Source organism: Streptosporangium sp. G11 (assembly GCF_051192615.1).
GTDB lineage: Bacteria > Actinomycetota > Actinomycetes > Streptosporangiales > Streptosporangiaceae > Streptosporangium.
The window spans coordinates 1-11,964 of record NZ_JBPJUQ010000135.1 but is presented as its reverse complement, the minus strand read 5'-3'; the positions used below and the strand labels follow the sequence as shown (position 1 = coordinate 11,964).

The window sequence follows — 11,964 nt, the reverse complement described above, 5'->3', positions numbered from 1 at the left end:
GCATACCGAACACGACGACGGCAGATCACTAGGTGGGCAGGCACCAGCTCGGACCGGTCTGGGGATAGGCATCCAGCACCCTCGCCAAGTCAGGCTCTGCAACTGGCGCCTGCTCACAACATGCGATTAGCCGCCAGGTAGCTAATCAACGGGGGTTGTCCGGGACGGTCCTGGCGAGGCGAAGCGAGATGGGCATGGCTCTTCTCGAGTGAGATCGCGAGTCAGCGTGGAGGTCCGGCGCACGATCAAGAAGCACGGTGCGCCGGTACCGAACCGACCGAGCGCCGCGAGCGCAAGAAGGCCCAGGCCTTCCAGTCCCCGGCCGACGCCGCATCTCTGAGATCACGTCAGGTGGCCTCGGGTGGGTGAAGTGTGCAGCGAACGGACTAATCGGCTCAAATGCCTCAACAGCACTGCCCGCTGCGTCTACCACCCTGGGCTTATACACGCAGCTTTGCCAGGCGGTCGGCGGCCTCGTGTGGTGTCATGTCGGCGCCTCGCTGGTAGGCGGTGTCGTAGTCGGTACGCCCGAGCCGTTCCGCGAGCACCTCCGCGAGGCGGCGCAGTTCGGTGTCGCCGTGGTCGAAGGTGCCGCGGATCGCCTGGCTCAGGCCGAGCGCGGTGGTCGCGCCGGCCGGATCGCCCTCCAGGAACAGCAGCCTTGCCAGGAGGTGAGCGGCCGAGGGGGCGTCCATGTTCTGCTGTGCTACTTGGACGGCGCGGGGCAGTAGTTCGCGTGCGCGTACGGTGTCCCCGGCGGCGAGCAGATTGGCCACCCGGGCAGGGAGCATTCGATCGGCGGTGATCCCGGGCGACAGGGTCAGCTCGCGGGTGAGCGTCTGCATGCGATCGAGCTCTTGATCGGCGCGTTCGACCTCGCCGGCGCGGCGGTACAGCTCTGCCGAGGCGCCAAGGACCTCGATCTCCAGCACCGGCTGGCCACGCCGCCAGGCGGCTCGTTCGGCGGTTGCGATGTCGTGCCTGGCGCCTGTCAGGTCGCCGGCGCGCATGCGTTCAGTGGCCAGCCCGAGCCGGGTCGAGACCTCATCTTGCGAGCCGAGGTCGCTGGCGATGGCGATGCTGTGCTCGTAGGCGGTGATCGCCTGGTCGTGGTCGCCGGCGATGGCGTGGATCTGCGCCAGGCCGTACAGCGCCTTGGCCGCCCACCACCGATCGCCCGTCTCCTCGAACGCGTGCAGCGCCTTGGTCATCGCGGTCGCGGAGCTCTCCCGATCGCCCCGTTCGCGAAAGCGCATGGCTTCGATCATGAAGGTGCAGGCGATCGCCCAGCGGTCCGAGCCGCCGCGTACCCGGGCGATCTCCTGATCGAGCAGCTCATCCAGCCCGACTACGGCCGCCATCACCAGCACTATCGTCAGCAGCATCGGATAGCGGCGCAGCGCGCCCGTGCGCGCGCAGTCGTCGATGAGCGCGCGCAGCCGCTCGGGGTCGGTGATCGGCCCGCCCTCGACGCCCACCAGGTGGATCGCGGTGAACGCGGCCCGGGCGTCCGCGGGCAGCGCGTCGCCGAACTCGGCTACCTTGGCGACGTAGGCGTCGGCCCGAGCGTCGTAGCGGAGCATGACCCAGTACCAGTACAGCGGTCCGAGAATCCGGGCGGCGGCCGAGGCGTCGCCGCTGTCGATGGCCGTTTGCAGGGCGTATGTCAGGTTGTCGTATTCGGCCTGGAACACCCACAGCGACTCCGCCTGCTTGCCCGAGCGCAACAGCGGCTCGTGTGCTTCGGCCAGGTCGGCGAAGTGCTGTGTGAGCCTGTGCAGGACGGCTTCGCGTTCCCCCGTGAGCCGGAGTTTGTCCGCCGCATGGGCCCGGATGGTTTCCAGCATCCGGTATCCGTCGCCAGCTCGCTCCACGATGGACTTGTCGACCAGAGAGCCCAGGAGGTAGACGACTTCGTCCGGGGAAAGCGCCCCCTCCGAATCGGCGCAAACTGCCTCGATCACGGCGACACCCGTCTGCGCCGGAAATATCGATATCCGAGCGGCCAGTGTGCGCTCTTGTGAGGTGAGGAGGTCCCAGCTCCATTCGATGACCGCAAGGAGGGTCTGCTGGCGGGGCTGGGCGGTCCGGTTGCCGGTGCTGAGCAGCCGGAACCGGTCATCCAGCCGCCGGGCGATCTGCTCGGCGCTCATGGTCCGCAGGCGCGCTGCGGCCAGCTCCAGTGCCAGCGGCAGGCCGTCCAACCGGCGCACGATGTCCACGACCGGTCGTGCGGTGGGCGCATCCAGTGCGAAGCCGGGCCGTACGGCTGCCGCCCGATCGAGGAACAGCCGCACCGCGGCCGATGCGGAGGCACGAACAGGATCCGCGTGCGCCGGAGGGAGGTCGAGCGGACCCAGGCGGCACAACGTCTCCCCCATGACCTCCAGCGGCTCCCGGCTCGTGGCCAGGATGATCAGGTCCGGCCGGTGCCCCAGCAGATGCCCGGCGAACTCCGCGACGGCTCCGGAGATCTGTTCGCAGTTGTCCAGCACCAGCACGCCCTCACCACCAGCGAGCAGGTTGACCACCCGCTCCAGCGGCGTGCCAGACGGCTGGGCATCGGCGACGCTGAGCGTGCCCAGCACCGCCTCCGGCAGCCCGTCGGCCGTGTCCACCGCGGCCAGGGAAACGAGCCAGACCCGGCCGCGCTGATGGGCCCGATGCCGGCTCACCGCCTCCACGGCCAGCCGGGTCTTGCCCACTCCTCCCGGGCCCACGACGGTGACCAGCCGGGAGGTCTCCAGCAAGCCGGTCAGCAACCTTAGCTCTTCCTCCCGGCCGACGAAGCTGGTCAGCCGGGCCGGCAGACGTCCTCGTACCGCCTGCGGTCGAGCTTGTTCCGCCTGGAGGGTCTCCCGCTCACCCCGAAGCACGGCGAGGTGCGCCTTACGCAGCTCCTCGGAGGGGTCGACGCCAAGCTCCTCGGCAAGCGTCTCGCGGACCTTCTCGAACACGGCCAGCGCATCGGACTGGCGGCCCACCGCATGCAACGCCCGCATCCGCAGCCCGGCCAGCCGTTCCCGCAACGGATGGGCCGCGGCCGCCGCCTCCACATCCGCCAGGATCTCGCCGTGGTGGCCAAGCCGCAGCTCCGCCTCGAAGCGGTCTTCGACGGCCTCGACGCGCAGCTCGTCCAGGCGCGCGCCAGCCGTACCGGCAAACGGGATGTCGCGCACGTCGGCCAGCGCCTCTCCCCGCCAAAGCGCCAGCGCCTCCTCCAGCAGCGAGGCCGCCCGCTGCACGTCGCCTGCGGCCAGTTCGCGCCTGCCTCGCCTTGCCAGCTCCTCGAACCGGGCCGCGTTAACCTGCTCGGCGCGTACGTGCAGGCGATATCCGCCGGCCACCCTCTCCACCACCCCGGCCTCGCCCAGGGCCTTGCGCAGCCGATGTACCAGCGCGTGCAACGCGTTGACGGTGTCGCCGGACGCGCGTTCGCCCCACAGGGCGTCGAGCAGCGCATCGACGGACACCACTTCGCCCGCGGCCAGTGCCAGCCTGGCCAGCAGCGCGCGAACCCTGGTGCCGCCCAGGTCGATCGGCGCGCCATCGTCGGCATACGCCAGAACCGGCCCCAACACCTCAATGCGCATGCTCGCCAGGTTACCGATCAAGCACTGCCTTACAGCCGACCGGTGTGGCTAGAAGCGGGATATAAGCCGCCTGTCAGAGCTGCCGGACATCGTTGAAAACATCGGAGGAACCACCCGGAAGGCAGTGCGATGGCAATGAATGAGAACGTCCAGCAGGTACTCGACTGGACCGTGGCCGAGATCGACATTTCCGGCATCGTCGCCGAGGTCAAGGACGGTGATCGGACCTGGTTCGGCACCGCCGGCGTGGCCGACATCGAGACCGGTTCCCCGCGCGTGCCGGGCGAGTACTTCCACGCCGGCAGCAGCGGCAAGGCCTTCACCGCCGCGACGCTTCTGGCCCTGGAGGCCGAGGGCCGGTTGCGCCTCGACGACACGGTCAACGCCCACCTGCCCGGCGTGCTGGACGCAGGCGGCTACGACGGCGACACGATCACCATCAGGCACCTGCTCAGCAACACCAGCGGCCTGTTCGCCACCGGCCTGGCCCCGGAGGTCAGCTACCGCTACGCCACCCGCTCCGGGTTCGACCGGCATCGCTTCGACACCTTCAGCACCGAGGAACTGCTGCGGGTGGCGGTGTCCCAGCCGCCGGTCGGTGAGCCCGGCGAACGTTTCGAGTACGCCAACGGCGGCTTCTACATCGCCGGCGCGATCATCGAGAAGGTCACCGGCAACAGTTACGCCGACGAGGTCGACCGACGGGTCGTCCAGCCGCTCGGCCTGACCCACACCTGGGTGCGCTCCGCCACCGAGACCGGTTACCCTACTCCGCACCCGCGTGGCTACTCCCACCAGTTCCTCAAGGACGGCGCCGATCCGGCCGCGGTCACCCCGGAGAACTGGCAGTCGCTGATGGAGGAGCCCGGCCTGCCGCCTCTGGACGTCACCGAGCTCAACTCCTCCCTGGGGTACGCGGCCGGCAACGTCGTCTCTACCACGGCGGACATGATCCGCTTCTTCGGCGCGATGACCACCGGCAGCCTGCTGCCGCCCGCCCAGCACCGGCAGATGTGGACCACGGTCTCCACCGAGGGTGGCTACTGGATGCCGCACGCTCGCTACGGCCTGGGCCTGTTCGAGTTCGACGAGCAGGCGACCGGCGGCCGAACGCTGCGCGGCGTCGGCGGCAGCTTCTGGGGCTCCTATTTCTTCGCGGTCGGCACTCCCGATGGCCGGCACTCCATCGCTGTCCACACCAACACCGAGTGGAAATCCTGGGACCCCATGTTCAAGATCATCGAAGCGGAGTTCGGCGTCTCCATCGGCGCGTAAAGCACGCTCTGAAAAAGGAACCTCAATGAATACCTTTGACACACCGCAGCCGATCAGCGCCGTCGTCTCGTGCACTGAGGCCGACATCCGCATCAACGCGACCCAGCGCACCGACACCACCGTCGATGTACGGCCGGCCGATCCGGCCGACGCCGACGACGTCGCGGCCGCCGAACGCACCCGCGTCACCTACGCAGGCGGCCGCCTGACGGTCAAAGACCGTTCGAGCATCCGATCCCTGCCCGGCCGCATCGCGGTGACGATCGAATTGCCCAGCGGCTCGGCGCTCGACATCAGCGTCCGCGACGGGCTCCTGACCGGCCAGGGCCGCCTGGACGAGGTACGGACCCACCTGTCCCAGGGCGACATCCACCTCGACCACACCGGCGAGCTGCGCCTGAGCACCGACGACAGCGACATCACCGTCGCCACCTCCGGCGGCCCGGCCGACCTCACCACCGGCCACGGCCAGATCAAGGTCGGCGAGGCCATCGGCGCCACAGTGATCGGCAACGGCGACGGGAATGTCACGGTGGACCGGGCAGAAGACGGCCTGCGCGTGGCCGTCGAGCAAGGCGCCGTCACGGTCGGCGCGATGGCGCGCGGGCGCGCCGATCTGGACGTCGGCGCCGGGACGATCAACGTCGGGATCCCGGACGGCACCGCCGTACTGGCGGACGCCAAGACCACGCTCGGCAGGGTCCGCGACAACCTGGGCGACGACCCCGAGGCGTCCGACGGCAACCCCGTCGAGCTCCACGCCCACGTCGCCCAGGGCGACATCCTGCTCCACCGTGTCACCAGCTAACTCACGTATTCCCCTTCACCAACACTCCACTTGCATGAAAGGCGATCGACCCATGACCAAGCCCCTCCGCACTGCCGCCTGCCTGCTCGCCGCCGCAGTTGCCGTGACCGTAAGTGCGTCGTCGGCGGTGGCCGACGACCACGCCGACCGCCGCGCCGACGACCACGCCCGGCTCCAGCGGGTGCTTGACCAAGCCGTGGCCGACGGCATGCCGGGCGCCATGGCTGAAGTCCGTGACGGCCGCGGGTCATGGTTCGGTACGGCAGGCGTGGCCGACACCGACACCGGCCGCAAGCGCCGACAGCAGGAATACTTCCGGGCCGGCAGCACCACCAAGACGTTCGTCGCGGTCGTGGTGTTGAAGCTGGCGGCCGAGGGCCGGCTGAGCCTGGACGACACCGTGGACAAGTGGCTGCCCGGTGTGGTGAAGGGCAACGGCCACGACGGCGGCAAGATCACCATCAGGCAGCTGCTCAACCAGACCAGCGGTATCTTCCCCTACACCTCGGATGAGGGCCTGGCGACCAAACAGTGGAGCACCGTCTTCCTCAAGGGCCGTTTCAACAGCTACCGTCCCGAGCAGCTGGTGAAGGTGGCCATGGCCAACCCGCCCTCCTTCGCGCCGGGCAAGGGCTGGGGCTACTCCAACACCAACTACACGCTCGCCGGGATGATCATCGAGAAGGTCACCGGCAGGTCCTACACCGAAGAGATCACCCGGCACATCATCCGCCCGCTCGGCCTGAGGAAAACGTACCTGCCGGGCGAAGAGCCGAAGCTGCGCAAGCCGCACGCACGGCACTACGTCAAGTTCCTGGTCGGCGAGGACACCACAACCCCCTACGACCTCACCGACATGAACGCCTCCTGGGCCGGGGCGGCCGGCAGCATCGTCTCCACCATGAGCGACCTGCACACCTTCTACCGGGCAGTGCTCAGCGGTCGGCTGCTGCCGCCCGCACAGCAAAAGGAGATGTTCACCGCTGTCTCCACCAAGGGCGTGCAGTGGATCGACAACACCGCCTACGGGCTCGGCATCTTCTCCCAGAAGCTGTCCTGCGGCGTGACGGTCTGGGGCAACGGCGGCAGGATCCACGGCTCCTGGACCTATGCGATGGGCACCCGAGACGGCAAGCACATGGTCGTCACCAACATCAACGGCGACTGGGACAACCCGATCAGCATCCTCACCAAGGAAATGGAAGCCGAGATGTGCCCGCCGAGATCACGATAACCGCTCAATAGCACCGGCTCATCCGGCCTCACGAGCACGAGGCCGGATGAGCTCGCGAACCGCATGCAGCTCGGTGCACCCTCTTCCCGGCCATGCCGAACTTGGAGAGCACCGGCGGCACGCAGGTGGGCATCTGGCCGACGGCCTCGACGTCTTCCTGTGGCCGATGGCTCACCGGTTCCGACGCGGCCACCGCATCCGGCTGCAGATCTCCAGAGGCGCCCATCCGTGTTTCGGCCGTAACCCGGGAACCGGCGAGCCGCTCGCGACGACCGGGACGGACCAGCTCGCCTCGGAGCACGAGATCTTCCACGACTCCGACCATCGCTCAGCCGTCAGGCTGCCCCTCACGAAGGAAACCCCATGAAGCTTCTCGTTCTCGGTGGTACGCACCACGTCGGCCGTGCCGTCGTCGAAGCCGCACTGCAGCGCGGCGACGAGGTGAGCACCCTCAACCGAGGCATCAGCCGCCCACCGGCCCCCGGAGTCCGGGCGCGCTCATCGCCGACCGCACCGACACGGCATCGGTGAAGGCCGCACTCGGCGACGGCGAATGGGACGCCGTGACAATGACCTGGATCACGGTCCCGACATCGTCGGGCCTCCTTTCTCGTGACCACTCACAACGTGCGACCTCATGTCACAACCAACCATGTCCCAGTCCCAAAGGGCACTTGATGGCGCTGTGGCACCTTCTCGGGGTGTCGGAATTAGAAGGTCTCCCGGCACCCCCGCCCAACCGGTTCCCAGTGGCCCGGAAAACCAGACGCCGGGTGATGAAGCATCGCTCCAGGCGGCCGATTCCGGGCCCGGATCGACGACAGGATTTCCCGACAGGTAGAAGAGGGTTCCGTCTTCTCCTCGAGGAGCTCCCGGTGCGGATCGTCTACTCGCGCTCGTCGACCGCGACGCAGTCGCTGCTGCAGCTGCGGCACATTCTCACCGAGGCCGGCCTCCTTCATCCGGACCGAGGGCGTCCCCGAGGGGTGCTGCTGTTCGAGGACCCGGCGGCCACCTCGAAGATCCTCGTCCTGGAGAGCCCCGCGTTCGCCGAGGTTGCCGCGGCCACGCACCCGGCAGTGAAGCGGGGGCCCGCTCACGGCAACGTCAGGTCGAGCCGGGTTTCCATGTCAAGGCGGAACCGGCCGTAGGGGTTCACATGAGCCCAGAACGCGCCCGGGAGGCGAGACGGCGGGCATCCGGGTCAGGTGCCGGGTGAGGTTCAGCCGGTCAGGCCGGCGTCGTGGGCGAGCAGGGCGATCTGGGTGCGGTTGTTGAGGTCGAGCTTGTCGAGAATGTGCGAGATGTGGGCCTTCACGGTCGCGATGCTCATGAACAACTCGCCGCTGATCTCGGCGTTGGACCTGCCCCGGCCCACGGCGACGGCCACCTCCCGTTCCCGTTCGCTGAGCAGGCTCAGCACGCGTACGGCGTGCTGCCGCCGGGCGGCGGCGCCGGTGTCGGCGACGTGGGCGATCAACTGGCGGGTCACCGTCGGCGACAAGATGGGCTCCCCGGCCGACACCCGTACGATCGCGCGCAGGATCTCGGCGGGCGGCGTGTGCTTGAGCAGGAAGCCGCTGGCCCCGGCGCGCAGGGCGCGCAGCACGTACTCGTCGGCGTCGAAGGTCGTCAGCACGATGACCTCGGGCGGGTCGGGCCGGGCACGCAGCAGCTCGGTGGCGGCCAGGCCGTCCAGCACGGGCATGCGAATGTCCATCAGCACCACGTCCGGGGCGCAGGCCTCCACCGCGGCGGGCACCTCGGCTCCGCAGGCCGCCTCGCCCACCACGCTCAGCTCGGGCGAACCGCCGATGATCATCGCCAGGCCGGCCCGTACCAGCGGGTCGTCATCCACGATGAGAACCCGGATCGCGGCGTTCACCTCGGCCACGGCAGCCATGCCCACAGCCGGAACTCACCCGCGGCGGTCGGGCCGTACTCCAGCCGTCCACCGGCCAGGCCGGCCCGCTCGGCCAGGCCGATCAGGCCACTGCCGCCGCCCGGGATCCCGGCGACGGCGGTGGCGCCGGCCGGGTTGCGCACCTCGACCGTCAGCCCCTCCCCCGCCGCCCCGCCGACGGCCACCGACACCTGGCCGTCGCGGCCGTGCTTGCGGGCATTGGTCAGCCCTTCCTGCACGATCCGGTACGCGCCGCGCCCGATCGCCGCGGGCGCGGCCGCCGGTTCCCCCACCCGGCAGTCGAGCAGCACCCGCATGCCCGCGCGCCGTGACTGATCGACCAGGTCGGGAAGATCGGCCAGGGTGGGCTGGGGCTGCTCCGGCCCCTCTTCGGACCGGTCGAGGCCGGTGCGGAGCATGCCGATGACCTCGCGCAGATCCTCCAGCGCCCGGTGCGCGCTGTCGCGGATCACCCCGGCGGCCCGGGCGACCTCCTCGGGCGCGGCGTCGGGACGAAGCTCCAGCGCCCCGGCGTGCAGGCTGAGCAGGGACAGGCGGTGGGCGAGCACATCGTGCATCTCCCGGGCGATCCGGTCGCGTTCGGACTGGCGGACCTGGGCGAGGCGCAGTTCCCGCTCGGATTCGACCCGCCGGGCCCGTTCGCGCAGGGACTGCCGCCGGGCTCGTACGAACATCCCCCAGGCGAGCACCGCGGCGATGCAGGCGAAGCCCAGCAGGACCTGCCACCAGGGCGGCACCGGGACGTCCGGCCGGACCAGCGGCGTCAGGAACGGCACCAGCACGCACCCGGCCACGATCGGGCCGGCCACCGCCACGCGCCGGTGCGCCGCGACGGTGAACAGCGCGATCAGCGCCACCCCCGCGGCCGACATCGAATAGACGCTGAACGCCACCGCGACCGCCGCGAAGCCGACCGGCCGGCGCCGACGCAGCCACACCCCCAGACAGCTCAGCCCGCCGAGGGCGGCGTCCACCGCGAACGGCACCGGTGCGGGATGCTGGCCGAGGCCTTCCACCACGCTGAGCGCCGTGAGGCCGATGGCCAGCAGGAACAACGCCACATCGGCCGCCCAGTCGCGCCTGGTGCGTCCGGCCGGGCGCGCCGGGGCGGGCTCGGGGCCGCTGAGCGCGCTGGCGGGGAGCAGGATCCGATGGTCCAGGCCTGCCGGGGTCGTCACGATCAAAGGGTACGGCCGCCCCCGCTCCAGCGGAATCCGACCAAAGTAGATCCCGTACCGCCAACCTTCGGCCATCCGGGCGCCGACCTGCGGCCGTAGCGATGCGCCCGCCCGTCGCGCCAGCCTGTCCCCATGACCGGTACGGGCAGCTTCCGTCATCGCCGGCAGCCGCGCGGAACCGGCCGGGAATCCCCGGACCCCCGTCCAACGACCCAGAAAGGCACCGAAGCCGAAATGAGTGACGTACGAGCAAGGCTCTCCACCCTGTGGATCGTCGTCATGTTCACCATGCTCTACGCGGATGTCCTCAGTTTCCTGAACGCCGGATTCCTGCGGGGGCTCATGGCGGGGCATGCCGAGGGCGTTCCCGTCACCCCGCTGCTCCTGGTGGGATCCGCGGTCATGGTCGAGATCCCGATCGTGATGGTGGTGTTGTCGCGTGTGTTGAAACCGGCGGTGACCCGGCGGGTCACCTTGGTGGCGGTCCCGCTGACCGCGGCGTTCATCATCGGCGGCGGATCGGCGAAACCCCACTACCTGGTCCTGGCCGCCGTGGAAGTGGTGTGCCTGGCCGTCATCCTGCGGCAGGCCTGGCGCATGGACACCTCACCCGCCGTGAGCCGTCCTGCGGGATGAGGCTTCGCCAATGCCTGGCCCGGCGGGCCTCAAGGCCGCCTCCGTCAGATGCGCGTGCCAGTCCACGCATGCCTGGGCGCGCAGGCGGGCGAAGGCGCGATCGAGGAGGGCGTGGACCGGCCTCGCGGAAGCGCCGGACGGCTGTGACATGAGAATGAGCATCATGACGACCTTCCCCGGCCCGCGCTCGTCGGCCGAGATCCGCGCCTACCTCAAGACCCGGCTCAACCAGGCGCTTCGTCGGCCCGGCATGTTCGGTGGTGAGTGGGTTTTGGGCATATGTGGGCCGACCTCCTTGATCAAGCAGCCAGCTCGCCGTCGGTGAAGTCGACCTCTTTGAGCAAGGGGTCGAACGGGTCTGGCTGGTGATGTAGCTCGTCAGTGGCGTACGCGCCGAAGCGGCTGATGTGGGCCCGCAGGTAGGGGGCGATCTGGCCGAGCTGGTCGGCGGTGATGCTCCAGCCCTCGGCGACCAGCTGCCGCACGACGTCGGAGATGTCCAGCGCGTTGTGGAAACCAGGTTGGCCAGCAGCGTGTTGAACTTGATCAGTTTCTCCTGCTCTTCGGGGTCGTTGTCGGCCAGCACCCCGCCGAAGCCGAGCCATTTGGAGAACCCGTTGTAGGACTCGACCTTGTTGGTCGCCGCGGTGACCCGCGCCCGCAGCGCCGGGTCGGCCAGCTGAGCGGCGAACCCACCGGCCTGCTCCACCGTCGCCCGCACCGCCTGCACGCTGTGGGTCTGCACCACGAGCGCCGACAGCACCTCGCCAAGCGCTTGGACCTGCCCGGCGCCAGCCGCGCACGAGGTCACCGCCTCCATAGCCCTGACCACCGCCTCGACCCCGGCGGCCGAGGTCATCCGCCGCAGGATCGTGGCGAAGATGGTGGCGTTCACCTCGGCGCGGATGCTCGTGGCCAGGTCCTCCAGCGTCGTGTACCCGAGCAGTTCCAGCCGGAGCCGGAGCAACTCTTCGATCGCCACGTTGATCAGGTCCGCCGGGTTGTTCTTGGCCTGGGCCGCCTTCCGGATCGCCACCGCGGCGATCGCCCGGGCCCGGCCCGCATCGTACTTCACGCCCTGACGCTGGCGCACCAGCTTGCGATGCGCCTTCGCGCCGCGGGAGCGCCATGGTCCGGCCAGACGTCCTCGGGCAGCTCCAGACAGCGCCGAACGTGGTCGATCACCACCTCGGGGATCTCGTCCGGGGACGGGAAACGCGCCATCTTCTGAAAGCACTAGAGTTGCCCCGGTTTGGTAGACACATCAGGGCTTTCGACTACGCGGCAGCATAGTTGTCTTCGTGCGTGGGCTTGAG

General features: G+C 69.4%; 10 protein-coding genes and 2 pseudogenes. 6 read left to right on the top strand and 6 right to left on the bottom strand.

What is annotated here, in order from left to right; genetic code table 11:
• Positions 1-440 precede the first annotated feature (440 nt).
• Complete coding sequence (locus ACSDR0_RS46875; protein ID WP_435295465.1) at positions 441-3,593, bottom strand: BTAD domain-containing putative transcriptional regulator; 3,153 nt, start codon at positions 3,591-3,593, stop codon at positions 441-443.
• A gap of 129 nt (positions 3,594-3,722) precedes the next feature.
• Here ACSDR0_RS46875 and ACSDR0_RS46870 point away from each other — a divergent pair, with 129 nt between their 5' ends.
• From ACSDR0_RS46870 to ACSDR0_RS46850, 5 genes are all read left to right on the top strand, one after another.
• Positions 3,723-4,868 (top strand): serine hydrolase domain-containing protein, encoded by a 1,146-nt coding sequence (locus ACSDR0_RS46870; RefSeq protein ID WP_435295464.1) that lies wholly within the window; start codon positions 3,723-3,725, stop codon positions 4,866-4,868.
• A gap of 25 nt (positions 4,869-4,893) precedes the next feature.
• Complete coding sequence (locus ACSDR0_RS46865) at positions 4,894-5,676, top strand: hypothetical protein (RefSeq protein ID WP_435295463.1); 783 nt, start codon at positions 4,894-4,896, stop codon at positions 5,674-5,676.
• Between the two features lie 52 nt (positions 5,677-5,728).
• Positions 5,729-6,910, top strand: coding sequence for a serine hydrolase domain-containing protein (locus ACSDR0_RS46860; RefSeq protein WP_435295462.1), 1,182 nt, complete (start codon positions 5,729-5,731; stop codon positions 6,908-6,910).
• Positions 6,911-6,956: 46 nt separating this feature from the next.
• Positions 6,957-7,277, top strand: coding sequence for a CocE/NonD family hydrolase C-terminal non-catalytic domain-containing protein (locus ACSDR0_RS46855; protein WP_435295461.1), 321 nt, complete (start codon positions 6,957-6,959; stop codon positions 7,275-7,277).
• Between the two features lie 508 nt (positions 7,278-7,785).
• On the top strand, positions 7,786-8,061 hold the full coding sequence (locus ACSDR0_RS46850) for a hypothetical protein (RefSeq protein ID WP_435295460.1): 276 nt from the start codon (positions 7,786-7,788) through the stop codon (positions 8,059-8,061).
• Positions 8,062-8,132: 71 nt separating this feature from the next.
• On the opposite strand, the gene ACSDR0_RS46845 is transcribed toward ACSDR0_RS46850, so the two are convergent.
• Positions 8,133-8,813, bottom strand: a complete 681-nt coding sequence (locus tag ACSDR0_RS46845; RefSeq protein WP_435295459.1) for a response regulator — start codon at positions 8,811-8,813, stop codon at positions 8,133-8,135.
• Positions 8,792-10,012, bottom strand: a complete 1,221-nt coding sequence (locus ACSDR0_RS46840) for a sensor histidine kinase (protein WP_435295458.1) — start codon at positions 10,010-10,012, stop codon at positions 8,792-8,794. The genes ACSDR0_RS46845 and ACSDR0_RS46840 overlap by 22 nt, the downstream gene beginning before the upstream one ends.
• A 234-nt stretch (positions 10,013-10,246) precedes the next feature.
• On the opposite strand from ACSDR0_RS46840, the gene ACSDR0_RS46835 reads away from it, so the two are divergent.
• Positions 10,247-10,648, top strand: coding sequence for a DUF6326 family protein (locus tag ACSDR0_RS46835; RefSeq protein WP_435295457.1), 402 nt, complete (start codon positions 10,247-10,249; stop codon positions 10,646-10,648).
• Positions 10,649-10,947: 299 nt separating this feature from the next.
• On the opposite strand, the pseudogene ACSDR0_RS46830 reads toward ACSDR0_RS46835, so the two are convergent.
• The 3 genes and pseudogenes from ACSDR0_RS46830 to ACSDR0_RS46820 all read right to left on the bottom strand — a co-directional run.
• Positions 10,948-11,327: pseudogene (locus ACSDR0_RS46830) on the bottom strand (Tn3 family transposase); the annotation flags it as partial.
• 288 nt (positions 11,328-11,615) lie between these two features.
• Positions 11,616-11,723, bottom strand: a pseudogene (locus ACSDR0_RS46825) (hypothetical protein); the annotation flags it as partial.
• Complete coding sequence (locus ACSDR0_RS46820; RefSeq protein ID WP_435295456.1) at positions 11,720-11,872, bottom strand: hypothetical protein; 153 nt, start codon at positions 11,870-11,872, stop codon at positions 11,720-11,722. The pseudogene ACSDR0_RS46825 and the gene ACSDR0_RS46820, both read right to left, overlap by 4 nt.
• Positions 11,873-11,964 lie beyond the last annotated feature (92 nt).